29 protein-coding genes and 1 tRNA gene are annotated in these 25,765 nt (G+C 68.2%); 15 read left to right on the forward strand and 15 right to left on the reverse strand.

Features of this window, described 5'->3' with window-relative positions; genetic code table 11:
- Positions 1 to 107: 107 nt before the first annotated feature.
- The 3 genes from trpD to BJY22_RS04735 are packed head-to-tail and all read left to right on the forward strand — an operon-like array spanning position 108 to position 2,880.
- Positions 108 to 1,148 (forward strand): anthranilate phosphoribosyltransferase, encoded by a 1,041-nt coding sequence (gene trpD / locus BJY22_RS04725; protein WP_238350288.1) that lies wholly within the window; start codon positions 108 to 110, stop codon positions 1,146 to 1,148.
- On the forward strand, positions 1,148 to 2,071 hold the full coding sequence (locus BJY22_RS04730) for an RNA polymerase subunit sigma-70 (RefSeq protein ID WP_167203935.1): 924 nt from the start codon (positions 1,148 to 1,150) through the stop codon (positions 2,069 to 2,071). The genes trpD and BJY22_RS04730 overlap by 1 nt, the downstream gene beginning before the upstream one ends.
- 56 nt (positions 2,072 to 2,127) lie before the next feature.
- Positions 2,128 to 2,880, forward strand: coding sequence for a YybH family protein (locus tag BJY22_RS04735; protein ID WP_167203936.1), 753 nt, complete (start codon positions 2,128 to 2,130; stop codon positions 2,878 to 2,880).
- Here the strand turns inward: BJY22_RS04735 and BJY22_RS04740 are convergent.
- The gene (locus BJY22_RS04740) at positions 2,865 to 3,638 is read right to left on the reverse strand and encodes an alpha/beta fold hydrolase (RefSeq protein WP_167203937.1); all 774 of its coding nucleotides are present in this window, start codon (positions 3,636 to 3,638) and stop codon (positions 2,865 to 2,867) included. The two genes, BJY22_RS04735 and BJY22_RS04740, sit on opposite strands and share 16 nt — an antisense overlap.
- Positions 3,629 to 4,621, reverse strand: coding sequence for an acyltransferase domain-containing protein (locus tag BJY22_RS04745; protein WP_167203938.1), 993 nt, complete (start codon positions 4,619 to 4,621; stop codon positions 3,629 to 3,631). Before BJY22_RS04745 ends, BJY22_RS04740 begins: the two co-directional genes overlap by 10 nt.
- A gap of 126 nt (positions 4,622 to 4,747) precedes the next feature.
- Between BJY22_RS04745 and BJY22_RS04750 the strand changes: the two genes are divergently transcribed.
- Entirely contained in the window at positions 4,748 to 5,467 is a 720-nt protein-coding gene (locus BJY22_RS04750) for a DinB family protein (RefSeq protein WP_167203939.1), read from the forward strand.
- A 27-nt stretch (positions 5,468 to 5,494) separates the two neighbouring features.
- Positions 5,495 to 6,418 carry a phosphotransferase gene (locus tag BJY22_RS04755; RefSeq protein WP_167203940.1) on the forward strand — a complete coding sequence of 308 codons (924 nt, stop codon included), beginning with the start codon at positions 5,495 to 5,497 and terminating at the stop codon, positions 6,416 to 6,418.
- 6 nt (positions 6,419 to 6,424) lie between these two features.
- Here the strand turns inward: BJY22_RS04755 and BJY22_RS04760 are convergent, their stop codons facing one another.
- From BJY22_RS04760 to BJY22_RS04770, 3 genes are all read right to left on the reverse strand, one after another.
- Positions 6,425 to 6,988 carry a dihydrofolate reductase family protein gene (locus tag BJY22_RS04760; RefSeq protein ID WP_167203941.1) on the reverse strand — a complete coding sequence of 188 codons (564 nt, stop codon included), beginning with the start codon at positions 6,986 to 6,988 and terminating at the stop codon, positions 6,425 to 6,427.
- Positions 6,989 to 7,253: 265 nt separating this feature from the next.
- Complete coding sequence (locus tag BJY22_RS04765; protein ID WP_167203942.1) at positions 7,254 to 7,391, reverse strand: hypothetical protein; 138 nt, start codon at positions 7,389 to 7,391, stop codon at positions 7,254 to 7,256.
- Between the two features lie 565 nt (positions 7,392 to 7,956).
- Positions 7,957 to 8,045, reverse strand: a tRNA-Ser gene (locus BJY22_RS04770).
- A 254-nt stretch (positions 8,046 to 8,299) separates the two neighbouring features.
- Between BJY22_RS04770 and BJY22_RS04775 the strand changes: the two genes are divergently transcribed.
- The 3 genes from BJY22_RS04775 to BJY22_RS04785 all read left to right on the forward strand — a co-directional run bounded on the left by BJY22_RS04775 (position 8,300) and on the right by BJY22_RS04785 (position 11,669).
- Entirely contained in the window at positions 8,300 to 9,538 is a 1,239-nt protein-coding gene (locus BJY22_RS04775) for an MFS transporter (protein ID WP_167203943.1), read from the forward strand.
- A 73-nt stretch (positions 9,539 to 9,611) separates the two neighbouring features.
- Positions 9,612 to 10,829: an MFS transporter gene (locus tag BJY22_RS04780; RefSeq protein WP_167203944.1), complete on the forward strand. Its 1,218-nt coding sequence runs from the start codon at positions 9,612 to 9,614 to the stop codon at positions 10,827 to 10,829.
- A gap of 240 nt (positions 10,830 to 11,069) precedes the next feature.
- Positions 11,070 to 11,669, forward strand: a complete 600-nt coding sequence (locus tag BJY22_RS04785) for a gamma carbonic anhydrase family protein (RefSeq protein WP_167203945.1) — start codon at positions 11,070 to 11,072, stop codon at positions 11,667 to 11,669.
- Between the two features lie 5 nt (positions 11,670 to 11,674).
- On the opposite strand, the gene BJY22_RS04790 is transcribed toward BJY22_RS04785, so the two are convergent.
- The 5 genes from BJY22_RS04790 to BJY22_RS04810 form a co-directional block, all read right to left on the reverse strand.
- Positions 11,675 to 12,526 carry a sucrase ferredoxin gene (locus BJY22_RS04790; RefSeq protein ID WP_167203946.1) on the reverse strand — a complete coding sequence of 284 codons (852 nt, stop codon included), beginning with the start codon at positions 12,524 to 12,526 and terminating at the stop codon, positions 11,675 to 11,677.
- A 125-nt stretch (positions 12,527 to 12,651) separates the two neighbouring features.
- Positions 12,652 to 13,935 carry a cupin domain-containing protein gene (locus BJY22_RS04795; protein WP_337758189.1) on the reverse strand — a complete coding sequence of 428 codons (1,284 nt, stop codon included), beginning with the start codon at positions 13,933 to 13,935 and terminating at the stop codon, positions 12,652 to 12,654.
- Positions 13,932 to 14,441: a BatC protein gene (locus tag BJY22_RS04800; protein ID WP_167203947.1), complete on the reverse strand. Its 510-nt coding sequence runs from the start codon at positions 14,439 to 14,441 to the stop codon at positions 13,932 to 13,934. The genes BJY22_RS04795 and BJY22_RS04800 overlap by 4 nt, the downstream gene beginning before the upstream one ends.
- A gap of 146 nt (positions 14,442 to 14,587) precedes the next feature.
- Positions 14,588 to 15,616, reverse strand: coding sequence for an Rv2231c family histidinol phosphate aminotransferase CobC (cobC, locus tag BJY22_RS04805; protein WP_337758191.1), 1,029 nt, complete (start codon positions 15,614 to 15,616; stop codon positions 14,588 to 14,590).
- A gap of 82 nt (positions 15,617 to 15,698) precedes the next feature.
- Positions 15,699 to 16,490 (reverse strand): carbon-nitrogen hydrolase family protein, encoded by a 792-nt coding sequence (locus BJY22_RS04810; RefSeq protein WP_167203948.1) that lies wholly within the window; start codon positions 16,488 to 16,490, stop codon positions 15,699 to 15,701.
- Positions 16,491 to 16,568: 78 nt separating this feature from the next.
- Here BJY22_RS04810 and mobA point away from each other — a divergent pair, with 78 nt between their 5' ends.
- From mobA to BJY22_RS04825, 3 genes are read left to right on the forward strand one after another with little or no spacing between them, the layout of a single operon-like run.
- On the forward strand, positions 16,569 to 17,108 hold the full coding sequence (mobA, locus tag BJY22_RS04815; RefSeq protein ID WP_167203949.1) for an NTP transferase domain-containing protein: 540 nt from the start codon (positions 16,569 to 16,571) through the stop codon (positions 17,106 to 17,108).
- A 30-nt stretch (positions 17,109 to 17,138) separates the two neighbouring features.
- Entirely contained in the window at positions 17,139 to 17,999 is an 861-nt protein-coding gene (locus BJY22_RS04820; RefSeq protein WP_337758193.1) for a phosphotransferase family protein, read from the forward strand.
- A 16-nt stretch (positions 18,000 to 18,015) separates the two neighbouring features.
- Positions 18,016 to 18,993: an NAD(P)H-quinone oxidoreductase gene (locus BJY22_RS04825; protein ID WP_167203950.1), complete on the forward strand. Its 978-nt coding sequence runs from the start codon at positions 18,016 to 18,018 to the stop codon at positions 18,991 to 18,993.
- 6 nt (positions 18,994 to 18,999) lie between these two features.
- Here BJY22_RS04825 and BJY22_RS04830 read toward each other — a convergent pair whose 3' ends face one another.
- Positions 19,000 to 19,419 carry a VOC family protein gene (locus BJY22_RS04830; protein ID WP_167203951.1) on the reverse strand — a complete coding sequence of 140 codons (420 nt, stop codon included), beginning with the start codon at positions 19,417 to 19,419 and terminating at the stop codon, positions 19,000 to 19,002.
- Between the two features lie 72 nt (positions 19,420 to 19,491).
- Between BJY22_RS04830 and BJY22_RS04835 the strand changes: the two genes are divergently transcribed.
- Complete coding sequence (locus tag BJY22_RS04835) at positions 19,492 to 20,064, forward strand: TetR/AcrR family transcriptional regulator (protein WP_167203952.1); 573 nt, start codon at positions 19,492 to 19,494, stop codon at positions 20,062 to 20,064.
- An 85-nt stretch (positions 20,065 to 20,149) separates the two neighbouring features.
- Here BJY22_RS04835 and BJY22_RS04840 read toward each other — a convergent pair whose 3' ends face one another.
- The gene (locus BJY22_RS04840) at positions 20,150 to 20,320 is read right to left on the reverse strand and encodes a hypothetical protein (protein WP_167203953.1); all 171 of its coding nucleotides are present in this window, start codon (positions 20,318 to 20,320) and stop codon (positions 20,150 to 20,152) included.
- Positions 20,321 to 20,345: 25 nt separating this feature from the next.
- Between BJY22_RS04840 and BJY22_RS04845 the strand changes: the two genes are divergently transcribed.
- Positions 20,346 to 20,876: a CGNR zinc finger domain-containing protein gene (locus BJY22_RS04845; RefSeq protein ID WP_167203954.1), complete on the forward strand. Its 531-nt coding sequence runs from the start codon at positions 20,346 to 20,348 to the stop codon at positions 20,874 to 20,876.
- A 46-nt stretch (positions 20,877 to 20,922) separates the two neighbouring features.
- Positions 20,923 to 21,531, forward strand: coding sequence for a proteasome activator (locus BJY22_RS04850; protein WP_202890995.1), 609 nt, complete (start codon positions 20,923 to 20,925; stop codon positions 21,529 to 21,531).
- Positions 21,532 to 21,535: 4 nt separating this feature from the next.
- Here BJY22_RS04850 and BJY22_RS04855 read toward each other — a convergent pair whose 3' ends face one another.
- Positions 21,536 to 22,345 (reverse strand): HAD family hydrolase, encoded by an 810-nt coding sequence (locus BJY22_RS04855; protein WP_337758195.1) that lies wholly within the window; start codon positions 22,343 to 22,345, stop codon positions 21,536 to 21,538.
- Positions 22,346 to 22,920: 575 nt separating this feature from the next.
- Between BJY22_RS04855 and BJY22_RS04860 the strand changes: the two genes are divergently transcribed.
- Complete coding sequence (locus tag BJY22_RS04860; protein ID WP_238350289.1) at positions 22,921 to 23,475, forward strand: WhiB family transcriptional regulator; 555 nt, start codon at positions 22,921 to 22,923, stop codon at positions 23,473 to 23,475.
- A 139-nt stretch (positions 23,476 to 23,614) separates the two neighbouring features.
- On the opposite strand, the gene BJY22_RS04865 is transcribed toward BJY22_RS04860, so the two are convergent.
- Positions 23,615 to 24,421, reverse strand: a complete 807-nt coding sequence (locus BJY22_RS04865) for an HAD family hydrolase (RefSeq protein WP_167203957.1) — start codon at positions 24,419 to 24,421, stop codon at positions 23,615 to 23,617.
- Positions 24,418 to 25,692: a serine--tRNA ligase gene (serS, locus tag BJY22_RS04870; RefSeq protein WP_167203958.1), complete on the reverse strand. Its 1,275-nt coding sequence runs from the start codon at positions 25,690 to 25,692 to the stop codon at positions 24,418 to 24,420. The genes BJY22_RS04865 and serS overlap by 4 nt, the downstream gene beginning before the upstream one ends.
- Between the last annotated feature and the right edge of the window lie 73 nt (positions 25,693 to 25,765).

Here is a 25,765-nt window from a genome sequence, read left to right on the forward strand (position 1 = left end):
CCGTCGACCAGACGGCCTGATCTCGCGCGCATCCACCCGGCCGTCTCCTGCGAGGCGGCCGTTGTCATGTCCTCCTCGTGGGCGGCCCAGCACCCTGAGGAATGCCCATGGCAACAACGCTCCGGACGTGGTCCGGTCTGATCTCCGCGCTCCTGGCCGGCTCCGACCTGTCGCCGGCGGACACCGGCTGGGCGATGGACCAACTGGTGCTGGGCGAGGTGTCACCGGCCCAGATCTCCGGGTTCCTGATCGCGCTCCGGGCCAAGGGTGAGACCGCGGACGAGCTGAACGGGTTGGCAGCGGTACTGCGTTCGCATGCGACACCGGTGCGGATCCACGGACCGTTCGTGGACATCGTCGGGACAGGTGGTGACCGCACTGGCGCCGCGAACATCTCCACGATGGCCGCTGTGGTTGTGGCGGCCACAGGTACGACAGTGGTCAAGCACGGCGGCCGCGCCGCATCCTCCTCAGCTGCGGGCTCTGGCGATCTCGTCGAACACCTGGGCGTGCCACTCGACCTCACTGCGTCTACCGCGGCCCAGGTGGCTGCTGACGTTGGACTGACCTACCTGTTCGCACCGCGATTCAACCCAGCGCTCCGTCACGTTGCCGTCGTACGACGTGAGCTCGCCGTCCCCACCGCGTTCAACGTGCTGGCACCGTTGCTGAACCCGGCTGATCCTCCACACCAGCTTGTTGGCGTGGCGAATGCACGCATGCTGCCTGTACTGGCCGGTGCGCTCGCCCAGCAAGGCAAGTCGGCGTTGGTGGTGCGTGGCGACGACGGGCTCGACAAGCTCACCACTACCGGCTACTCGCGGGTGTGGGTAGTACATGGTGGATCTGCGTCAGAGGTGGTGTTCGATCCGCGTTCACTCGGCCTACGGCCTTCATCATTGGCTGAACTGCGCGGTGGGGATGCAGCATTCAATGCACGGCTGCTGCGCGGGCTGGTCGACGGAGAGCACGGGCCGGTGCGGGACGTCGTACTGCTGAACGCCGCTGCCGCGCTGGCGACGCTGTCGTTGGAGGCCGGTCTCGATCAGTTGGCGGACCACTTCGACCGGTGCCGGGAGGCGGTCGACAGTGGCCGAGCAGCAGCAGTACTGGATCACTGGGCTAACCAGTCGCTAGCGTGCCAATGATGCGAGAGCTCCTGGACGCCGCACGAGCGGGTGACGAACAGGCCTTCGGACAGTTGGTTGATCCGTGGCGTGGTGAGCTGCACGCGCACTGCTACCGGATGCTCGGCTCCGACGCCGACGCGGAGGACGCACTGCAGGAGACGCTGCTACGCGCGTGGAGCGGTCTACACGGCTATGAGGACCGCGGCTCGATCCGTCCGTGGCTGTACAAGATCGCCACGAACCGCTGCCTGACCATGATCGAACAGCGTGGTCGTCGCGAGGTGGAGACGCTGGATCCCTATCCGGAGAGCCGCCTCACGTGGACCTCCTCCCTGACACCAGAGGCCGAGCTGCTCGCGCTGGAGTCCGTCGAGCTCGCGTTCGTCGCGTCACTGCAGCATCTCTCTGCTCTACAACGCGCAGTGCTGCTACTGCGCGACGTACTGGCGTTCAGCGCTCGTGAGGTGGCTGAACTGCTGGACACCACAGTTGCTGCGGTCAACAGCGCGCTACAGCGGGCGCGGGCGGTGGTGAGCGACGTACCGAGTCAGCAACACACCCTGCGTGCACTGGGCGAAGCAGGCGAGCGTGACCTGGTACGGCGGTACATCGCCGCATGGGAGGCGCGCGACGTCGACGCGATCGTGGCGATGCTCGCGGCGGACGCGAAGTACTCGATGCCGCCGCTGCCGGACTGGTTCGTGGGACGGGAGGCGATCCGGGCATTCCTGCTCGACGGGCCGCTGCGTTCTGAGTGGCGGTTCGTGCCGGCTCGGGCGAACGGTCAGCTCGCGTTCGGTACGTACCTGCTCGAGGGTGACCGGTACATGCCGGGCGGGCTGGATGTCGTTGTCTTGAAGGGCTCGGAGATCTTCGAGGTCGTGTCGTACCTGGAGGCGGACTTCAGCACCTTCGGGTTGCCGGCGGAGCTGCCGCGATGAGTTTGCGGAACCTCGCGGGTTGTAGGGGGTGAGAGACGACCTTCCCGAGGAGAGACATGACTGACGAGCAGGCGATCCGCACCCTGATCGAGAACTGGGTCACCGCGGTGCACGCGGGCGATCTGGACACGGTACTGGCGGATCACGCACGGGACCTGGTGATGTTCGACGTGCCCCCGCCGTACGACGGTGTGCGCGGTCTGGACGCGTACCGCGACACCTGGCCCGGGTTCTTCGAGTGGCAGAAGTCGGGTGCGTCGTTCGCCCTGGAGTCGCTGGAGGTGACAGCGGGCTCCGACGTCGCGTTCGCCTTCGCGCTGCTGCACTGCCGAAACGCCGACGACAACCCCGAACGGCTGCTGCGCCTCACGATCGGCCTCCGCAAGGTCGACGGCCGGTGGACGGTCACGCACGAGCACCACTCGTTCCCGCACGACGACGAGCCGGCGGCTCCCGCGATCACGGCGATCCTCGACCGGTGGGGCACCGACACGGCCGCGCGCGACCTGGACGCCTTGATGGAGCCCATCGCCGAGGACGTCGTCTCGTACGAGATCGACGGCAACTACGTCGGTAAGCCCGCCGTGCGCGAGGTCTGCGCCGCCGGTCTCGCCACCGCTCCGGGCACGATCACCTTCACCGTGCCCGACCCGGCTGTCGAATCAGCGGGCGATCTGGCCGTCGCCTGGTCCGTCGACCACATCACCGCCGACGGGACCGAGACGACGTCTCGCGCCACCCGCGTGTTCCGCCGTACCGGCGACGGCTGGAAGCTGATCCACCAGCATCTGTCCTACCCGGCGTCGTAGTCTCCCGCGAACCGCAGGATGGTGTCGGTGACCAGCTGCGGTTCCCGGAGACTCGGGAAGTGGTCCGTACCGGGCATCCAGATGAACTCGCAGCCGGGGATCCGTGCGGCCGTCGCGCTCGCCACCGCTACGGCGACCGGGCGGTCCTTGTCACCGACCATGACGACTGACGGCACCTGGATCTCATGCAGCCGGTCGTAGACAGGCTGGCCCGCCTCCAGGTACTCGTCCTGGTCGAACCACGCCGGAACGGCAGCACGGACCTGAGCGATCGCAGCGTCATCAGAGCCTGCTCCGACCCACAGCCGAAGGCAGAACTGCACCAGACCGTCCACATCCCGCTTGGCCACGAGTCCGTCGTACTCCGCATCCAGCTCGGGCTCGTCGGGCATCGGGAAGCCGGGTGCACCAGGACACAACAAGACCAGCCCCTGTACTCGTTCCGGATGAGCCAGCGCGAAGCTGAGCGCCGTACCTCCACCCATCGAGCAGCCGACCAGTAGGACCCGCTCCAGCTCCAGCTGGTTCAGCATTGTCTCCAGGTCCTCCAGCAGTGAGAACTCCGCTGTTGGGAGCTGGGAGCGCCCGTACCCGCGGACGTCGTACCGAAGCACCCGTCGCCCGCTGAGCCCAGGCAGCACCGGATCCCACACCCGGGAGTCGCCGATCGCTGGGTGCAGCAGCACGATCGGCACTCCACCACCAGCCAGATGCTCAGCCCAGACTGCGTCCTGCCCTACCGGAATCGTCAGCTCCATCCCTTCAGCATGCCTGTCCGCAGGTACCAGTGCCGCCCAGCACGCAGGTGACTGACGAATGCGCGCCGCAAGGTGGTGTCCTGGGGAACGGCTGCGAGGTCCTCCTCGGTGAGTGGGTGAGGAGGTACTGCGAGGTGCAGGCCCAGGCGCATCAGCTCGCGGTCGCCCTCAGTGGGGTCGTCCGGTGGCAGCAACGGCAGCAGGTCGAAGCGACTCTGGAAACGGATGATGTTGGACTCTGGCCGCAGGTACTCGGCCAGCTGCGGATCCAGCAGCCAGGAGTGACAGACGAGCCCTGCGATCGGCTCCTCCGGGTACCAGCGCCGGAAGGACTCGACTGCGGTAGCGACCGACTCCTCTGACTGCTGTGCGTCGAGCGGTCCGATCGGCGGGATGTGCATCGAAAGCACATGCCCGGAGACCCCGTCGCCCATGCCCAACTCGGTACGAGTGAACGCGTGGCGCCCGATCTCGTAGTCGGTGCCCCGGAACCTGAGCGGTGGACTCCACAACGGCATCAGTCCGACACCAGCACGACCGAAGAGGTGCCGGTGCGTCTGCATCACACCGCCGAGCGCCGCGACGGTTGCGACGGTCACCGACTCCGGTACGCCGCGCTCCGAGTGCAGCTCGCGCAACCTCGGCAGACTGGCCAGCAACGCCCAGGCTCCTGCGAACAGCCCAACCGCTGACGTGTCCCGTGGCACTGCCGGCCAACCCCGGAAGCCAGTAGGCGGTATCGGGCGTCCCAGCTCCTGCTCGACCTCGCCTGCCATCGCTGACGTGATCGCCCACCACTCCGGGTCCCTGTCCGGGTCGGGGCGCGCCGCGAGCATCTCGCGACGATCTGCCTCGGCCACGCCGCAGTACTCCATCAGCTCCTCGGCGTTCTCCGGGAGCTGTGGCCCGGTGCCCCAGCCCACGAACCGCTCCCGGTCCCGCTCCGCAAACCCCACACGTTCCGCCGCACTCAGGACGTCCACACCCAGTTCCTTCCGCCGCGCTCGGTCTGTCCCCTCGACCTCACCACGGGCCGTCCCGCGAGCGCACGACTTTTGTGTCCTAGGTCACCGCTAGGCTCGGCGCCGACGTCTACTGAAGGAGCTGGCATGGCGAGGTTCGGGGAGTCCGACGACCTGAAGGGGGCCGAGTTCGTGGGTGTGAACCTGCGGGGTGCTCGGTTCGTGGAGTCCGATCTGTCCGGGGTGGTGATGCGCGGGATCGACCTCCAGGCCGCAGACATCGACGCACCGTGGGTGACCGAGGTCGGAGGCAGTCTGAAGGTGAACGGTGTCGAGGTGGCGGGCTACGTCGAGGAGGAGCTCAACCGACGGTTCCCGGGACGCGCGGCCCGGCGCGCGCAGGACCCGGACGGCCTGCGCGCGGCCTGGGCCGCGGTCGAACGCACCTGGGCGGCGGCGCTCGACCGCGTCGCGGCCATGCCGGAAGGCACCGTCGACGTGTCGGTGGACGGCGAGTGGTCGTTCGCGCAGACCCTGCGGCACCTGGTGCACGCCACGGACCTGTGGCTGGGCCGCGCAGTCCTCGATCAGCCGCTGCATCCTCTCGGCCTGAGCTACGGCGCCACGTCAGCCGGGGACGAGCCGGCGTACTCCGAGGTTCTCGAAGCCCGCGTCGGCCGCGTCGCCATGGTCCGCGACTTCCTGGCCACCGTCACCCCGGCCGAGCTGGACACCCCTCGCAAGAACCCGCACGGCCCCCACCCCGAGACCACCAGATCCTGCCTGCGCGTGATCCTGGAGGAGCACTGGGAGCACTACCGCTTCGCCACCCGCGACCTCGACACCATTGCTGCGGGCAGCAAGTAGCCGTAGGCACCTACGCACGCTCAGAGCTTGCTGCGCGACGTCGGCGTTGGCGAGAAGGCCGTGCCGGGCCTGAGAACCTTGGCGAACTCGGCGGCCTTCTCGTCAGACAGGAAGCCGCCGCTCTCGTGCGCCGATGATGACACCTGTCAAGGTGGTGGGGGTATGTCGGAGCAGCAGCTCGATGGTGGGATCGCGAACGCGGGCCAAGTCGTCCGCGTAGGTCCGCATGTGCTGCGCCCCTCGAATCCGCACTCGGGTTCGATTCACGCCTTCCTGCGGGCGGTGAAAGACGCCGGATTCGACGGCGCCCCGACACCAGTCGGAATCGACGACGACGGACGCGAGCGCCTCGTGTTCATCGACGGCGACGTCCCGGTGGCGCCCTGTCCGGACTGGAGCCAGTCCGACACCGCGCTGGCGTCCATCGCCAGGCTGCTGCGCGGGCTGCACGACGCCGCTCGCGAGTTCGGCCCTCAGGGTCTCACCTGGAACGACGGCCTGGCTGACCCTGCGGGCGGGACATTGGTGTGCCACAACGACGTGGAGCTCTCGAACGTCGTCTTCCGTGACGGCATCGCGGTTGCGCTGCTCGACTTCGAGTTCGCCGCCCCTGGCCGCCCCGTCTACGATCTCGCCCAGCTCGCCCGCCTCTGTGTACCGATCGAGGACGACTTCGACCAGGACCGGATCGGCTGGCGGCCCGCCGACCGGCCGGCACGGTTACGACTCGTCGCCGACGCCTACGGACTGGACCGGGACGGCCGGGCAGAACTGCTCACCGCCGTCAACGATGCCCTCGCCCGCATCGAAGCAGCCGCGCGGCGCAGCATCGCTGCGGGCGGCCCGAACGCCGTCGCGAGGATGAACCGGACGGGAGGCATCGAGAAGTACGACCGCCGGCGCCGCTGGTGGAGCGATCATCACGACCAGTTCGCCGCAGCTCTCCTCTGATCGCGTTCAACGCCTCGTCTCGTACCTGGTCAGGGCCACGCCGCCGGGGAACGTTCGCGTTTCCAGCAGGTTCAGGTTCACCCAGCTGTCCAGCGCAGGGAAGAACGGTCTGCCGCCGCCCACCAGCACCGGATGGGTGACGATCTCGTACTCGTCGACCAGCCCGGCCCGCATGGCCGCCCCAGCGAGCGTGGCGCCACCGACCCTCATCGGCTCGCCGTCGCCGGCCTTGAGCCGGGTGATCTCCGCTACGGCGTCGCCGGTGACCAGGCGGGTGTTCCAGTCGACCTTGTCGATCGTCGAGGAGAACACCACCTTCGGCGTGTCCCGCCAGTTGCGCGCGAACTCGATCTGCGCCGGGGTGGCGTCGGGCTGCTGGTCGCCGGTCGGCCAGTTGGAACTCATCGCCTCCCACAGCCTGCGCCCGTACAGGATCAGCCCGATCGCCAGCTCCTGGTCGAGCCACCACTGAAACAGCTCGTCGCTCGGGACGCCCCAGCCGATGTCGCCGCCGGGCGCGGCGATGTAGCCGTCCAGGGAGAGGTTCATGCCGTAGATCAGTTTCCGCATGGCGCCAGGCCTTCCTGTCACTCCGGCGGCCTTTCTCCGGCCGCCCGTCACCCCTACTACGAACGCCTCACTCCGGATCCGACAGGCCATCGGCAGAAATTCTCACGAACTCGGCGGAGGGTGGGATTCGAACCCACGAGGACGGTCACCCGCCCTGCCGGTTTTCAAGGCCAAGGTACTCGGAACGCCCATGGTCGCGCTGACCTGCAAAAACGCAGACCGCTGAGATCCGACGGTCGACAGCACTGCACACATACGGCACGGTTCAGTAAACCGCCGCTCTGGACACTGTCTTGATGTTCATCACGCCGACCGGCGTATTGCCCTCGGCCAGGGTCCGCAGTTGGTGCACCTTGTCGTCGGTCCACTCCTGCCCACTGTTGCTCGATGTTGCCCCTGACATTTGGTCGCTGCCTCCGATGTGGGTCGTTGCTTGTGGCCCCGGTACCCATCGACAGAGGAAGATCACCGCCATCGGCTCGGAGCTGTCGCCGGCACAGATCGGCGGTGCTGCCCGAAGAGTGGGCAGCTTCTCCGGTGCGGAGTCGCGCCTGGCGAGCGTCCGTTAGTCGGCGGGCTTCAGCCAGCCCGGGTATATGGCGCTAATCTCAGTGCATGGCCAACGAGGGTCTGCCTGACCTGCAGGTGACAGGATTCGACGTTCAGGCCGGAGTCCGCAACGCCGGAGCGCGCGGCGTAAATGGACCATCCGTGCCACTAGTTGCACTAGAAATCGAAGGCCGGCCTAGTCCGGAAGCGGCCGACGTGTCGCTGTGGCTTCGCCTAACGGCCGAAGTAGCCCGCGCCCTCGCCGCCGAGCTCATCGAGCAGGCGGACCGCGCAGAGCACTTAGCGCGCCGCCCAGGCGAAGCCTCCTAGCGCGGGGATCACATGCGTCTCTGAGCAGCACCCAACTGGCATGTTGTGAGGTGTTCCGCAGGTCAGGGCCACTTTCGGGGCCGTTTCAGCGGAGGGTGTGGGATTCGAACCCACGATGACGGTCACCCGCCATACCGGTTTTCAAGACCAGCGCACTCGGCCGCTATGCGAACCCTCCTGGCGGTTGCCGCCGAGGGTCGAGGATAGCGCAGGTCGGGTGGGTGGAAACGGTGTGCGGGGGCCCGGAGGGGCCGGTAAGGTCTGCGCAGCGGCGAAGTCGTCGTCGCGGGCATGGACGGAGGTGAGAGCAATGTCTCGGTCGTTCCAGGACATGGCGCACACCGTCCGGTCAGCACGCTGAGTTGCTGACCGGACGAACCGCCGGCCGCGGGGCCGGTGTCCCGTCACTTCGTCATGCCCTCTGGAGTCCCTATGCGTTCGCTTGCCGCGTACGTCGTTCCGTCCGAACTCGGACCTGATTTCCGCAAGATCTTCCCGGCCGCGATCATCTCGAACCTCGGAGACGGGGCGCTGCTCGCCGCCGGGCCGTTGCTCGTTGCCTCGATCACGACGGAACCGGCGGCCGTGGGTGCCGCCGCGTTCGTCCAGCAGTTGCCGTGGCTGCTGTTCGCCCTGTTCAGTGGCGTGCTGGTCGATCGTCTCGACCGCCGGCTGATGATCGTTGCCGCTGACATCTTTCGGGCGATCGTGCTCGGTGCGCTCGGTGTCGCCGTACTGCTCGACACGTCACCGCTGTGGGCTGTCTACATCGCGCTGTTCCTCCTCGGTACGGCGGAAACGCTTGCAGACAACGCCTCCGGTGCGCTGCTCGTCAGCGCCGTATCGAAGAACCATCTGGGCAAGGCCAACGCACGGCTGTTCGCCAGCGGCACTGTGCTCCAGCAACTGGGTGGTCCGCCGCTGGGTGCGTTGCTGTTCGCTGCGGGCGCGGGCATCCCACTGGTCTTCGACGCCGTCACCTTCGCCGCTGCAGCGGTACTGATCGCGCGCGTCGCAGTACGTCCGCCACTGCCGGACGGGTCCACCCGTGCAGCCATGTGGCACGAGGTGCGTGAGGGAGTCCGATGGCTCTGGAGCCACTCCGGCGTGCGGACACTGGCCCTGTCGATTCTGGTCATGAACATCACGTTCTGTGCTGCCTTCGCGACCTGGGTACTCTTCGCTCGCGAGAGGCTCGGTCTGACCGAGACGCAGTTCGGTCTGCTCGTGTCGGTCGGCGCCGTGGGCGGTGTGCTCGGCATGCCGACGTACCACTTCCTCGAACCGCGGGTCGGTTCGGTGACGCTCCTCCGCGCAGGGCTGGTCATCGAGACGACTGTCCACCTCATCCTCGCGCTCACCAGGAACCCGTGGGTCGCCGGTGCGACCATGGCCGTGTTCGGCGTCCACGCTGTGGTGTGGGGCATCGTCTCGACCACAACGCGTCAACTGGCCACACCGGACAGTCTGATGGGCAGAGTGAACAGTGTGTACCTGCTGGCCTCAGTAGGCGGTGCTGCGGTCGGCTCCGCGCTTGGCGGCGTACTGGCGCAACGGTTCGGCCTCGCTGCACCGTTCGCGATCGCCTTCGTGGGGATGGTGATGATGACGGTGGTCGCCTGGCATCCCCTGCGGCATGTCACGGTACGACGGGTGTCCGCAACGGACTGAAATGGTTGGAACGGCCTGGCGAGCGCTTGCTAGTGTTCGCCAGCCGCCAACAGCCCGATGGGAGCGCTTCGTCATGCCCGCAGCCACATCACTCGGTCTCCCGAACGTTCGCGGGCGGGTGCCACTGCTGGCCGGGCTGGCGATCGACTCGTTCGGCGGCGGCTGCGCGGGCCCGCTGCTGTTGCTGTTCTTCAACAAGGTCGCCGACATCCCGCTCGGGACAGCCGGCGTGATGCTGACCGTCGCGGCGCTGTTCTCGATCGCCGCGCCGGCCGCGGTGGGCGTGGTGATCGATCGCGTCGGGCCGCGGAACATCGTGGTGGCCGCGCAGTTCGCACAGGGCCTGGCGTACACCGGCTTCTTCTTCGGGCGGTCAGGCTGGTTGCTGTTCCTGTGCGCACTGGTGATGGCGACCGGGCAGCGCGTGTTCTGGTCGGCCATCTTCAGTCTGCTCGCGGACGTCGCCGACGAGGGTGAACGGGACAAGTGGTTCGGTCTCGGCGGGATGATGCAGGCCGGCGGTCTGGCACTGGGAGCGCTGGTGGCCGGCTGGCTGCTCGCGATCGGTGGCGACGCACCGCTGCTGATCGCGATGGGGCTCAACGCGGTGTCGTTCTACTTCGCCGGCCTACTGCTCCTCCGGCTGCATCCGTCACACCACGAGCGCGCGAAACAGGACAGTGGTCCGGCGCCGTTGCTGCGCAAGGACGGGACGTTCTTGGTGCTGATCGGTGCCAACACGTTGCTGGCGCTCTGCACGATGATGCTCGGCGTTGGCGTACCGGTTTATGTCACGGAAGCGCTGACCGTGCCCAAGTGGCTGGTCGGCGTACTGATCGCGGCAACGTCCGTCGTGCTGGCGACTGGCCAGACGCTCGTAGTACGGCACACCGAGCGACGGCGGCGTACGAACGTCATGGTGGTCGCTGGGATCACCTATGCGGCCTGGGCGTTGCTAATGGCGCTGCAGGTGCACATCCCGGGTGGGTGGGTCGTGCCGGCGCTGGTGCTGGCTACGGTGTGCTACGCGTTTGCCGACGTACTGCATGCTGCGACCAACAACGCACTGTCCGCGGCGATCGCGCCGCAGGTCGGGCGCGGGAAGTACCTGTCGTACTGGCAGTACTCGTTCACCTTCTCGAGCATCCTGGCGCCGGGGTTCTTCGCGCAACTCTTCGAGGTGCGTCACGAACTGCCTTGGGTGGTGCTCGCGGTCCTCGCGCTGATCGCCAGTCTGACGATGTACGTGGTGGCCCGGGTGGCGCCGCGGCTGAGCTCCCAGCGGATCTGATCGCGCGGTTCGCTGACTTGTCAGGATGCGTTGCGGCTGATCGAACATCTGTTCTAATGTTGGCTCAGTTCGCGGTTCTCCACCCCGGATTGTCCGACGGACCGAGCCTCCCACCTCCGACGTGGACGGCCCGGAGGACACCGCCGCCCGGGTTGTGAGGACCCGGGCTGTGGAGAGTCCGCACACGATCGGGTAGGCAGGACGGAGCGAGGTGATCAGGCTAGGAGAGGACACCGACAGATGCTCATGGAACACCGCGGCCGTCGACCGGTCGTGCCCGAATCCGCGTATGTCGCCCCATCGGCCGTGCTCTGCGGCGCCGTCGTCCTCGGCGAAGGCAGCAGAGTGCTGCACGGTGCGGTGCTGACCGCGGAGAACGGCGAGGTCCGGCTCGGCGAGAACAGTGTCGTGATGGAGAACGCCTTGGTGCGCGGCCGGGCGGATCATCCCGCACTGATCGGCGACGCGGTCCTGGTAGGTCCCCATGCACACGTCAACGGCGCCACGGTCGAGGACGAGGTCTTCATCGCCACGGGCGCCGCGTTGTTCCCCGGTTCCGTCGCCGGCGCAGGCGCGGAGCTCCGGATCAACAGCGTGCTGCATGTGAACTCGCGACTGGAAGCAGGCGCGGTCCTCCCGATCGGATGGATCGCCGCCGGCGACCCGGCCCAACTCTTCGCCCCGGACCGGCACGAGGAGCTGTGGCAGGTCCAACGCGAGCTGGACTTTCCCGGCACGGTGTACGGCGTGCCTCGCGGCACTTCCATGCGCGACATGATGGCGCGGCAGTCGGAGTATTACGGCTCCCACCGCTCGGACCGCCCGGCGGACCCAGCCTGAACCTGTCAGGCGGAGGTCAGGCTGTCGAGTTCGAAGCGGCGGACCTGGGCAGGGGAGGAACCTGCGCAGGTCAGGCGGGCGTCGACGGTGTCGAGGTGAGCTGAGACCTCGACGGTGATCGGGCCGTTGGTGGATGCGAGGAGGATCCGCCAGCGGTTGGCGGAGAGTTCCTGGACGGAGCGGGGAAGGAGGTTGCCGACCGCGGGTGAGTGACCGGCGGCGCGGGCGAAATGCTGGGCGGCTTGGACAGGCGGAACGAACGCACCTGATCCACGGAGGAGATCGGGTACGACGGCACCCTCGTCGTACTGCCTCGCGAGCTCGACGGCGCGGGCCGGTGGGACGTGCCCGTAGAACAGTCCGTGCGGCAGTACCACAACGTTCGCCGCGAAGCGATCGCCGCCGATATGGCTGCACTCCCAGGTCTGTTCCGGATACGCAGCGGCGAGCACCGCGGCGACGGGTCGGCCCCGTACGGCGCAGCACGCGTCGTGACGCCCGTGCGTGCAGACGAGATAGACGGGTTCGTTGGTGACAGTCCCTGGGTCGTTGCCGGCGAGGACGTCGAGCAGGTGCTCGTCCGTCGGGAGCTGACCCCAGCGCGCGAGCTCGCGTCCCGGACCACAGTCGACCATGCCCCAGCGCCGACCACGAGACCGATCCACTCGCCCGTACCGCCGTACCAGAACCGGACGGATCCCCAAGTGTCGGCAGGTGCGCGAGACCGCCTCGCCGAGCTCTGCTCCGAGTGAGGTGAGCGCCTGCCGCGGCCAGGCCGAGTAGGACTCGATGAGCAGCCACCGTTCAGCGGGTGGGGCGGTGGCGATCAGCGAGTCACGCCGAAGGTCAGCCTGCACCGCACAGCCGTTCTCCGGCCGATACCTACCCTCGCCGCCGCCCACAACACCTCACCCTACGATCGCCGGAACCTGCGCCTACCGCCCACCCGCCGACCGCTTCCGGCATCAGGTTGCCGCGGCTACTAGGAGGAGGTGACAAGTACTGCTTCGGTGAGGAGACGGCGGACCAGGACCAGTTGGTCTGCGGGGTCCAGGTCGGGAAGGTTGCCTACCTTGCAGTCGCGACCTGAGGTGAGTTCGGTGACTGCGGCAGTCGTGCTGGGCGGGAACGTGATGGTTCGGTCGGGGAGCTGAAGGACGACCGGATCGCCGGGGACTACCCGGCAGCGGAGGCCGGCGCGGAGGCGGACCGTCGTACCGACGGCCAGCGATGCGATAGAGGCCGCATGCGCCAGCGGGGGTAGTGGTGCTGGGCGGTTGCTGGACCAGGTACGGCGGCGGAGGCGGGCGGCCAGTGCGTCCGGGGTTGCCGTGCGGAGCTCCTGCGTGAAGAGCTCGACCACCTCCGGCAGTACCTGAGCCAACTGCTCCGGGTCGCCAGGATCGAAGCCGAGAGGCAGAGCAGTCCGCAACGAGGCCTGGTCGGCGGCCAGTGCGGCCAACTCCTGCACGAGCAAGAAGCGCGTCATGGTGTGCAGCCCGATAGTCAGGTGCGCGCTGACGCCACCTAGCGCCTTGGCCGAGTGCAGGAATCCACGCGGCACGTACAGCGCATCACCGGGCCGCAGTACCTCGTCGACCACCGGCGCCTTGTCACGCGCAGCTGCTTCGACAGCATGCGCGTGGTCCGTCCATGGCTGGTTGCGAAGCGGATCGACGTGGACCGGTTCGTGAACAGTCCAGTGCTTCTCGCCGGCCACCTGCAGGACGAACACGTCATGTACGTCGTAGTGCGCCGAGAACCCCTGCGACTCGGCAGGAGTGATGTACGCGTTGATCTGCACCGGATGACCAGCATCCGCGGCCAACTGCGTCGAGAAGTCGACCAGAGCCGGCCAGGTCCGATGCAGCGCCTGCAGTACGACGGTGTGCCCGCCGGCGAACAGCGCAGCCACCTTGTCGTCGCGCACCTGGTCCGCGATTTCCGCGCCGACACCGGCCGGTCCGGTGAACTGACTGTCGCCCACGACAGCCCCGTTCTTGGCGATCCGGAGGAACGGCGTACGCAGCCCGCGGCGGGACAGCAGCTCGTCCACAGCGTCGAGGCTGAACAGATCGTCGTACGGCGCAGGTAGATCCGGACCGTGGGACAGCAACGCCCGCGAACCCCAGTAGGAGTTGGCGAACTCGTCCAGGTCCCCTGCCACACAGCGCCGGAGCGCCGGGCGCTCGTCTCGCAACAGTTCAGCACCGTCCGCCGACAAGGGTGGACGGTCGAGCGGCCCGGCGTCCGGCACGGTGGTCACCAGCTCCCGGAGTTCCCCTCGGAACCACCTTCGGAACCGCCACCTTCGGAGCCACCTTCCGAGCCGTACCCACCTGCGCCACCATCGGCGCCGCCGTCCTGCGCGCCCTGCGAAGCACCACCGTCAGCAGGCCCCTCGCCGCCGCCACCGGAGCCACCTTCCGAGCCGTAGCCGCCGGCGCCACCGTCAGCGCCGCCGTCCTGGGCGCCCTGCGACGCCCCGCCGTCGGCCGGGCCTTCACCGGAACCGGCACCACCATCGGCGCCGCCGTCAGCACCACCGTCCGAGGACTCCCCGCCGTACCCGCCGCCCGGGGAAGCCGTCTGCCCGCCCTCGCCGTAGCCGCCGGACGACTCGTTGCCTTCGCTCGAGTAGCCGCCGCCCGAGCCTCCGTTGCCGGCGCCGCCGTCGGCACCACCGTCGGTCGCGCCCTGAGTGGCGCCTCCGTCGGCCAGCCCTTCGCCACCTTCGGACGAGGTGTTCATGTCGTCATCGTTGAGACCCATTGTGCTGCTCCCTTCGCGAACGGCCAGAAAGTTGCCCAGGACCTACCAAGCGGGCACCTGGTCATCTTGTGCGCAAAGTGGACCTCGGCTAAACCCTCGCCGCGTTACAGCGCCGACTCGATTACGCGGCAGGCCTGAGAAGCCTGTCAATGCAGCACGTCGGACAGCACCTTCACGAAGCCGTCGGTGACGTCTTCCGGCCGTACGGCGATCCGCAGCCAGTCCGGTCCGAGGCCTGGGAACGTGTCCCCACGCCGTACCGCGAATCCCTGTAGACGCAGGGATTCCCGCACCTGCGCGGCCCCCGGAACCCGAACCAGGACGAACGGCGCGCGCGCAACGCCGTACATCGAAACGCCGCTTACCCGACCGACGTTGTCAATCAGATGGACACGCTGACGTTCGATGTCGAGCGCGGCCTGGGCCGCTTCCTCGACTGCACGCTCGTTGCTGCAGGCAATCGCCGCCGCAAGTGCAGGAGTGGACACCGGCCAGTGCGGCTGCACCGCGGCCAGTTGCTCGATCAGCCCCGCACCCGCCAGGACGTACCCGACCCGCAGCCCGGCCAGCCCCCACGTCTTGGTCAGGCTCCGCACCACCACCAGCCCCGGGATCGACGCACCGGCGAGCGTCTCGGACTCACCGGGGACCGCGTCCATGAACGCCTCGTCGACGACCAGGATCCGATCGGGCCGCGCCAACTCACGCAGATCGTCCGCGCGATGCAGCACCGACGTCGGATTGGTGGGATTGCCGATCACCACAAGATCCGCATCGGCGGGTACGGCGGACGGGTCCAGCACGAACCCGTCCTCAGGTCGCAGGATCACCCGGTCGACCAGGTGCCCCGCCGACCGCAGCGCCGCCTCCGGCTCGGTGAACTGTGGATGAACCACCACCGGATGGCGCGGCCGGAACGCCCGCGCGATCAGCACGAACGCCTCCGCGGCCCCGGCAGTCAGCAGCACCCGGTCCGCCGCGACCCCGTGCCGGCGCGCGACCGCGGCGACCGCGGCGTCCTGCCGTGGGTACGCCGCGAGATCGGTCAGGCTCGCGGTGATCGCCTCGAGCAACCAGGGCGGCGGAGTGCCCGCGCGAACGTTGACGGCGAGGTCGACGAGCCCCTCACCGACCTCGAGATCACCGTGATGCTCCAGATCAAAGCCATCCAGCACGCTCAGGAGGCTAACGGGTCAGCGAGTTTTCCGGACCCGCCGGTCCGCGCACTGGTCAACTGACCGTGACTCCGCGCACTGGTCAGCGGGGCGTCACGGAGTACCTGCGATTCTGCAGGGACGGGTTCCGCTTGCGTACGTCGGCCAGGCGCTCAGCTGAGATCGTGGCGACCACATGTCCGTCTGACTCACCCGCCGAGGCCAAGGCAACCCCCTGCGGGTCAATGACCTGGCTGAGGCCGCAGTACTTCTTTCCGTTCTGAGCGGCCGCTGCGACGTAGCAGGTGTTCTCGACCGCGCGTGCTGTCAGCAGTGTGGTCCAGTGGTGCTCCTTGAGCGGTCCGCGAACCCAGGCCGCCGGAACAACCAGCACCTCTGCCCCAGCATCGACCAGCGCCCGGGACAGCTCCGGGAACCGCAGGTCGTAGCAGGTCATCAGGCCGATCGTCTGGTCGCCGATCTGGATCACCACGGGCGCCACGTCGCCGGCGGTCAGCTGGTCCGACTCCTTGTAGCCGAACGCGTCGTACAGGTGGATCTTGCGATAGGCGCCCAGCAGTACGCCGTCCGCGCCGACCGCCAGGAGGGTGTTGTACGGCCGGTGCTGGTCGCAGCTGCGCTCGAACATGCCGGCGACGACGGCCACACCATGCTCGACGGCAGCCTTCCGGAGCGTCGAGACGAACTCACCGTCCAGCGCCTCGGCCGCCTCCGCCACCGACTCACCCTCGACCGCGAAGTCGGACATCATCGCTTCCGGGAGTACGACGACGTCCGGCCGGTCCTGCGCCGCCTCAGCGACCAGGCGGGTGACCAACTCCCGGTTGGCGCCCTTGTCGTAGCTGCTGGCGGTCTGCACCACGGCGATCCTCATACGCCCATGGTGCCGCAGAACCCGCGCGGAACCCCGTAGAACGCATGGCCGCGACCCCGAGGCTGCGAGACTGCAGACGTGGAGTTCGACGCGGTGGTGTTAGCAGGGGGTGGGTCCACCCGGTTCGGCGGCGTGGACAAGGCGATGCTGGTACTGGACGGGGTGTCGTTGCTGGACCGGGTACTGACCGCGACAGCAGGAGCTGCATCGACCGTGGTGGTCGGGCCGGTGCGTACGACGTACCGCGAGGTCAACTGGACCGTGGAGGACCCGCCGTCAGGTGGACCGGTGGCCGGCCTGGCTGCCGGACTTCAGCACGGGGTGGCGCCGGTCGTCGTGGTGCTGAGCTGCGACCTGCCGTGGATTACCGAAGCCGACGTGGCGACGCTCGTCGAGGGGCTCGACGAACGCGACGGATACGGGCTGCGCGACACCGACGGCCGGGAGCAGCAGCTCGCGGCCGCGTACCGGCGTACCGCCTTGGCCGCGGCGATCGAGCAGGTCGGCGACCCACGGGACAAGTCGGTACGCCGTACCCTCGCCGGACTCGACCTGGACTGGACCGAGCCGACCCGCGCCGGCGACGACGTCGACACCTGGTCGGATCTGGACGACTAATTCATTGGACGCCGCCCATAGGTTCGACGCGTGGATGTCGCGCAGCTGGTCAGGAATGCCCTGGGAGTCGAGGTCGGCGAGACAACCGTGCGGACCGGCGGACAGCTGAGCGCTGTCCACGAGGTACAGACGTCCGCGGATCCCGTGATCGTGAAGGCTTACGCGCCGGAGTGGCGTTGGAAACAGGCCAAGGAAGTCCACGTCTACGGGATGCTGGAACCAGAGGTCGGTGGCTCCGTCCCGCGGGTGCTGCACGTCGGCGACGGCTTCACGATTCTCACCAAGCTCGACGGCGTCCCGCTGTCCGAGCTCGAGCCGCCCGACTGGCGCACGACGTACGCCCAGCTCGGTGAGCTGCTGCGGCGGATCCACCGGACCGCGCAACCGGAGTACGGGTACCTGACCGACCAGATCCTCGACCCGCTGCCGGACAACGACCAGTACATGCGCCGGCAGTTCACGAAGAAGCTGCACGAGTTCGAGCAGCTTGGCGGGGACCCGAAACTGCACGCGAAGATCGCCGGGTACGTCGACCAGCACGCGGGCCTGTTCGCGGACAACACGGCACCGGTGCTGTGCCACAACGACTTCCACGAAGGCAACATCCTCGTGGATCCGGCGACCTGGCGCGTCAACGGCTTCATCGACGTCGAGAACGCGATCGCGGCCGATCCACTCCTGGACGTCGCGAAGACGATCGCCTACTCGGTCCGGGACAACGACGAGAAACTGGCCGGACTCACGGCCGGCTACGGCCCCCTGCCCGCCGGCCGGATCGCGCTGTACCGGCTCTATCACGCACTCGAACTATGGGACTGGTTCAGTTCGATAGGCGAGGCCACTCACCTCGACAGCATCGCGCGAGACATGGCCGGACTGGTCGACGGCTGACGGTAGGTTGGGGAGCATGCGAGCTGTCGTGTGTGATGGTGCCGGCGGAATCGACGTTCTCGGGATCGGCGAGATCCCGGACCCGCAACCGGCGGTCGACGAGGTCGTGATCGACGTCGTCGCCGCGGGGGTCAACCGTGCCGACCTGCTCCAGCGGCAGGGCTTCTACCCACCGCCGCCCGGCGCGCCCGGCACCATCGGGCTCGAGGTGTCCGGCCGGATCTCCGCGGTCGGCTCCGAGGTCGGGGGCTGGTCCGTCGGCGACGAGTGCTGCGCGCTGCTCGCCGGCGGCGGGTACGCCGAGAAGGTCGCCGTACCCGCACCGCAGGTGATGCCGGTCCCGGACGGCCTCGACCTGGTCAGCGCGGCCGCACTGCCCGAGGTCGTGGCGACCGTCTGGTCCAACGTCTTCATGTCCGCACACCTCAAGGCCGGCGAGACGCTGCTCGTGCACGGCGGCTCGTCCGGGATCGGCACGATGGCGATCCAGCTCGCCGTCGCGCACGGCGCGCGGGTGCTGACCACGGTCGGCAGCAAGGAGAAGATGGCGTTCTGCACCCGGCTCGGCGCGGACGTCGCGATCAACTACAAGGAAGCCGAGTGGGCGTCCGTGGTCAACGAGGCCACCAAGGGCGCCGGCGCCGACGTGATCCTCGACATCATGGGCGCGAAGTACCTGCCCGACAACGTGAAGTCGCTCGCGTACGACGGGCGGCTCGTGGTGATCGGGATGCAGGGCGGCGCGAAGGGCGAACTGGACCTCGGCCGCCTGCTCAGCAGGCGCGGTTCGGTGATCGCCACCGGCCTGCGGTTCCGGTCGGTGGCGGACAAGGGCCGGATCATCGACGAGGTGGTCGGCCACGTCTGGCCGCTGGTCGCCGAGAAGAAGGTCCGCCCCGTCGTGCACTCCACCTTCCCGCTGGCCGAGGTCGCCAAGGCGCACCAGACCCTCGAGCAGTCCACCCAGCTCGGCAAGGTCCTCCTCACCCTCTGAGCCGGATCATGACGTCGTCGGGAGGTTGGCCGCGGCCCATTCCGGGTCGGGCTCGACCAGTTGGATGACGTCGATCCAGGTCCCGGCAGGGTCCCGGACGAAGAAGTGCCGCTGGCCGAACGGCTCGGTCACCGGCTCGCCCTCCAGCTCCACCCGTCCCTCGCGCAACGCCGCCGCGATCTTGTCCGCGTCGTCCACGACGAATCCGAAGACGTTCGTGCTCTCGGTGTGCGCCGACACCGCCGCCGGGACGGTCGGATGGCCGCGCTCGCAGATCGCGAGCTCCCAGTCCGCCGTACCGCGCCGGACCGTGATGAACCAGCCGAGATCGATCCCGACCTGCAGGTCGAGGTACTGCGTGTAGAAGGCGGCGACCTCCGAAGGCTTGTCGGTGACGACGGTCGCGCCGAATGCCGCGGGTTGCATACGTTCTCCTGACTACTACAGCTGTCGTTGTTGTGTACGACAGTTGTAGTGGAACTCTGCTAGCCTGTCAACATGCCCCGGAATCCGGAACGCCGTACCCAACTGGCCGACGCCGGCCTCGCCGTGCTCGCGGAGGCAGGCGCGCGCGGGCTGACCCACCGCGCCGTCGATGCCGCCGCCGGACTCCCGGCCGGTACGGCGTCCAACTACTTCAAGACCCGCGACGCGCTGCTCGGCGCGCTGGGCGAGCGGATCTTCGAGCGACTGGCCCCGGACGAGGCCGTCCTCGAACCCCTCGCCGAACGCGAGCCCGGTCTGGACCTGATGACCGACTACGTCCACTACATCGTCGAACGCCTTCTTGGCCGCCCCGAGCTCACCCTCGCCCTGCTCGAGCTCCGCCTCGAAGCGGCTCGCCGCCCCGGTCTGCACGAGATCCTGTCGCGCACGCTCCGGCAGGGCTTCGACGCGGACGTCGCCTTCAACGCCAACGCCGGCCTGCCCGGCGGCGCCGAGGAGATCCGCCTGCTGCACTTCGCGATCGACGGCCTGGTCCTCGACCAGCTCACCCCCGGCACCGGACGGCCGTACGACGTGAACGCGGTCACCGCGCGCCTGGTCCGCCGCCTGACCCGCGAGGACTGACGTCCTTCCGAGTGACGGCCAGACGGTTGCCTTGCACAACAATGACGGGCAGGACTACCTGGCGCGGCTGTTCACGCGGTCGCGGCTACCGATGGTCAGCCGTATCGACCAGCGCGATCTCGGGATACGCGACGGGGTACGGCGGTGTGCTCGTGACGCGCCACTGGCCGCAGGCGCACCGCTGGTACACGACCAGGCCCTCGCTGACCTGATGACTGGAGACGGCGGCCCAGCGATGCCGGTGGATGTCTGTCATGGATCCATCGTGATGTAATGGCATTATGCATCTCAACCCTTACGGCGCGGACGCCGTCCTGCTCGCGGTCAACCTGGTCACGCGGCCCGCGACCACGCCGGACGAGCTGGCCGAGCGGTGCGAGGAGAGCGGTGTCGAGAGCCGCCTGGTGCGTGACCGGCACGTCACCGCCGCGGACCTGGCGGCCGTCCGTACGGCGCTCGACGAGTGGCTGCAGGTCGTCGACGCGCGGGACGAGCAGAGCCGCGTCGACCTGGTGAACGCGATGCTGGCGAAGTACACCGAGCATCCGCGGCTCACCAACCACGCCGGCGACGGCTGGCACATGCACTACCGCCCTGACGACGTCCCGGTCGGGCGGCTGGTCGCGACGCTGATCAGCACCGGTACGGCGCTGCACCTGGCCGGACGCGGCATCACCAGGCTCGGACGCTGCGCCACCGAGGGCTGCGACAACGTGTACGCCGACCTCTCCCGCACCGGCCGCCAGCGCTACTGCAGCCCGGCCTGCGCCAACCGCGACGCCGTACGCCGTCATCGGGCGCGTGCTTCGTAGAACGCCCGTCGGGTACTGCGAGAGAACCCCCAACTAGGATGGGCAGATGACCGAGAGCAGCAGCGAGGGCCAGGAAGTTCCGATGGCCGGGGCGCGGACCGAGGACGGCAAAGTGCTGATCGTCGGACCGGACGGCATGGCCGTCGAGGGACCGCCGCGCTCCGACAACGACGAGCAGGACGACGAACCGCGTTCGGTGACCGAGCTGGTGGAACAGCCGGCCAAGGTCATGCGGGTCGCGAACATGATCCGGCAGTTGCTGGAAGAGGTGAAGTCGGCGCCGCTCGACGAGGCCTCCCGGGCGCGCCTGCGGTCGATCCACGAGGCGTCCATCAAGGAGCTGGAGAGCGGCCTGGCGCCGGAGCTGGTCGAGGAGCTGGAGCGGCTCAGCCTCGACTTCACCGACGACAGCACGCCGACCGAGGCCGAGTTGCGGATCGCGCAGGCCCAGCTGGTGGGCTGGCTGGAAGGCTTGTTCCACGGCATCCAGACCGCGTTGTTCGCGCAGCAGATGGCCGCACGCCAGCAGCTCGAGCAGATGCGGCGCGCGCTGCCGGGCGGGCAGCAACTGCAGGGCGAGGAACACCCCGCCTTCCCCGGCGCGCCACAGGCCGGCAACACCGACGGCCCGGGTAGCGGCGGGATGTACCTGTAACGCCTTATTTCAAAGACTGTAAGAACTCTTCGAGGACGGCGGCGACGCCGTCCTCGTCGTTTGTGGGGGCCGCCCTGTCCACCATGGCGAGAACTTCGGGGTGCGCGTTCGCCACGCCGTACGACGTCCCGGCCCAGGCGAGCATCGGGAGATCGTTGACCGAGTCACCGAAGGCGATCGTCTCAGCAGCCGAGATCCCTTGCTCTGCGGCGAAATCGGCGAGCATCGCGGCCTTCGAGACGCCGCTGGCGGAAATCTCGACCAAACCGTGACCTCCGCTGTGGCTGGCAGTAACTCGTTGGCCCACCAACGGGTTCACCAGCGCCAGCAGCTCGTCGGACTGCATGCTCGGATGCCGGACCAGCAACTTCGCGGCCGGCTCCGCGAGCAGGACCTCGACGGCCGCGACCAGGGTGTCGTCGGGTTTCGGCCAGCGGTTCAGGTAGACCGGTTCCTGTCCGTAGCGATCCGGTCGCTCGATGGCGAACTGCACGTCGGGAATCGCGCTCCGGATCGCCACCGCGACCTCGAGTGCGATCGCGGGCTCGATCAACCGGGTGCGGATCGCCTTACGGCGCAGGACGTCGTACAGAATGGCGCCGTTGGCAACGATCGCGACACCGTGGTCACCGACCAGGTCCTCGAAGTCGTGCAGCCAGCGAGGTGGCCGGGCGGTGACCATCACGAAAACACTTCCGGCACGCTGGGCCGCGAGCACCGCGGTACGCGTCCGGGCGGACACGGTTCCGTCACTGCGGACGAGGGTGCCGTCGAGATCGGTGGCTATCAGGCGGGGGTACTGCGGAGCCGTCACAGGACCACCGTATCGCCGGACGACCCGAGCCTGCATTACCCTTCCAAGTACCTCGGGCGCAAGCGGTCGGGCCACTGATTCAGCCCGTTTTGACTTATCTGATTGAGCTTTTGACAACGTCATCAGACCGTTACGGCAGGATGCTGCAAAGGCAGCAAGTTCCCCTGCGCTCCACCGTGGCCGCATGATTTCATGCGGAGGTCTGGCGGGGAACCGGGGGCTGTTCGGCCGCGTCGTATGCGTGTTCTGGATCAGCGCGACTGATGCCGCCCCACCCTGCGGAAGAACACCAACGTCGAAGAACTGTTGAGGAATTGGCTGCAACCAAAACCTCGGCAGTGGCGTCAACAGTTATGGATCGGTGCGTCCCGCGCCCGGGACGACACGGTGGGCCGGCAACAAAGTGCGGGTCCACCGGCTAGTGGAACCGTGCGAACGAACGTCGTTCACCGTTCGTTCATTCGGGTCTTGATACTTGGGGAGCCTTGATGACCGTCAACAGCGCCAATCTAGTAGGGCCGGGGGGCAGAAGCTCTCGAGCGGCTGTCGACACATGTTCCACCACGGAGGGGGCAATGACAGGCTGCATCGCCCGGTCGGACATCTTCCAGCACCGCTTGATGGAAGAGCCGCCGCCCGCGTCAGCAACCCGTCGTACCAGGGAGCGGTACGAGCAGCTCGTTCGTGAGGCCAAGGCGCTGTGCGCCTCGTGCCCGCTGTTCACCGACTGCCTGTACAGCGCGGTGGCCGAGCACGACGTCAGCGGATTCGTCGCCGGAACCACTGCCGCACAACGCCGTTCGATCCGTAACCTGCTCGACGTCGAGGTGCAGGCGGACGACTTCGACCAGCTCGCCGGCGCACGGGGAACCCGCCGGCCGGTCAGCCACGAAGAGGTCCTGCGACTGCGCACGCAGTACCCGAACGACAGCCTGGAGTCCCTGGCGATGCGCCTGGGATGCTCGCTGTCCACGGTGAAGCGGCACCTGCGGCGGGCCCGCCGCGGTCAGAGCCCGGCAGCCAAGACGCCGCGGCCGCGCCCGGAGGTCGGCGCCGTGCTGGACGCGTTCGACACGGTCGTCGACCAGCAGCACCAGCCGCGCCGCGCCGGCAGCACCAGGGTCGCCTGATCCGATACTCGGCCCGCCAGCGGACTATCGGAGTCTGAACGCCCGAAGGCCCGGAATCCCCGTCGTGACGGGGATTCCGGGCCTTCGCTTGCCTGCGGCAACCGCGCCTGCAAGTCCTTTCGGAACTGGCCGAAAGGACCTAGAACCAGCGGTTGAGCACTGCGGCGACGCCGTCGTCCTGGACCGACTTGGTGACGTCGTCGGCGGCGGCCTTGACCTCGTCGGGCGCCGAGCCCATCGCGATCCCGAGACCGGCGTAGGTCAGCATCTCGATGTCGTTGCGTCCGTCACCGATCGCCAGCAGCCCGGCCGGGTCGAGCCCGTGCTGTGCCAGCGCGACCTTCAGGCCTGTCGACTTGTCCACACCCTCCGGCGCGATGTCGAGCCAGGCAGTCCAGCCGACGAAGTAGCTGACCCCGTGCAGGCCGAGGCGTTCCGCCAGGTGGACGAAGTCGCTCTCGGACTGCTCCGGGTCCCGGATGATCAACCGGGTCACGGGTTGCGGCGCGAGCTCGTCGTCGCCGACCACGCGGATCTGCGCGTCCCGGCCGAGATCGCCGTCCGGGAACGGCGCGGTGACCAGGTAGGTGCCGTCGGACTCCTCGACCGCCATCCGGGCGTTCGGCGCGTACCTGCGCACGGATTCGATCACTGTCGAGGGATCGAAGGTCCGCTCGTCGAGCACCTCGCCGTCGGGGTAGCGCAGCGTACGCGCACCGTTGCTGCAGACAACGAACCCGCCGGCCGGCAGCCCGAGCCGTTCGGCCACCGGCTTCGTGGTCGACCAGGCGCGGCCGGTGGCCAGGAACACGGGCACCCGCGCAGCGGTACGGCGCACCGCGTCGAGGACCGCGTCGGACATCCCCTCGTCGTGATCGATCAACGTCCCATCGATGTCCAGGGCAACGGCCGTCGGCGGTCCCTGGAACTGTGGGTCTGCCGTCATTTGGCGACCGGTTCGAGGACCTCGCGTCCGCCGACGTACGGCTGCAACGCGGTCGGGACCCGGACCGAGCCGTCGGCCAGCTGGTGCGTCTCGAGGATCGCCACGATCCAGCGGGTGGTGGCCAGCGTGCCGTTCAGCGTGGCGACCGGCTGCGTCTTGCCGTCGGCGTCCCGGTGCCGGATGTTCAGCCGGCGCGCCTGGAAGTCCGTGCAGTTCGACGTCGAGGTCACCTCGCGGTACCGGCCCTGCGTCGGCACCCACGCCTCGCAGTCGAACTTCCGGTACGCCGAGACGCCGAGGTCACCCGTGGCGGTGTCGATCACCCGGTAGCTCAGCTCCATCTTGTCGAGCATCTCCTTCTCCCACGCCAGCAGCCGCAGGTGCTCGGCGTCCGCATCCTCCAGGCTGCAGTAGGAGAACATCTCGACCTTGTCGAACTGGTGGACGCGGATGATCCCGCGGGTGTCCTTCCCGTGCGACCCGGCTTCCTTGCGGTAGCAGGACGACCACCCGGCGTACCGGATCGGGCCGTTGCTCAGGTCGAGGATCTCGTCCATGTGGTAGCCGGCCAGCGCGACCTCCGACGTACCGGTCAGGTACAGCTCGGGGTCCTCGAGGCGGTACACGTCGTCGTGCGCCGACAGGTAGCCGGTGCCGCCCATCACCTCGGGCTTGACCAGCGTCGGCGTGATCATCGGGGTGAAGCCGTTCTCCACCGCCTGCTGGACGGCCAGCTGCAGCATGCCGAGCTGGAGCAGCATCCCGACGCCCTTGAGGAAGTAGAACCGGGATCCGCTGATCTTCGCGCCGCGCTCCATGTCGATCGCGCCGAGCAGCTCGCCCAGCGCCAGGTGGTCGCGGGGCTCGAAGCCCTCGGCGGCGAAGTCACGCGGCTTGCCGACCTCCTCGACCACGACGTAGTCGTCCTCGCCGCCGACCGGGGCCTCGTCGGACACCAGGTTCGGCAGGGCCGCGGCGAGCTCGTCGAAGCGGCGGCCGGCGTCGTTCGCGGCGGCCTCGTTGGCCTTCACCTCGGCGGCCAGCGTCTTGGTCCGGTCCAGCAGCGCGGTGCGCTCGTCGCCCTTGGCCTGGGCGACCTGCTTGCCGAGCGACTTCTGCTCGGCCCGGAGCGCCTCGAAGGCGGAGATGGACGATCGACGCTCGCTGTCGGCGACCAGGATCTGGTCGACCAGGTCCGTACTCTCACCGCGCTTGGTCAGGGCCGCGCGGACGGCATCGGGGTTCTCACGGAGCAGTTTCGCGTCAATCACACCCCGAGGGTATCGGGGCGTGTCAGAACCGGCGAAGTCTATTCGGGATGATGGGGTGGGGTCACGTGATCAC

Origin of the sequence: Kribbella shirazensis (assembly GCF_011761605.1) — a bacterium.
Taxonomy (GTDB): Bacteria; Actinomycetota; Actinomycetes; order Propionibacteriales; family Kribbellaceae; genus Kribbella; species Kribbella shirazensis.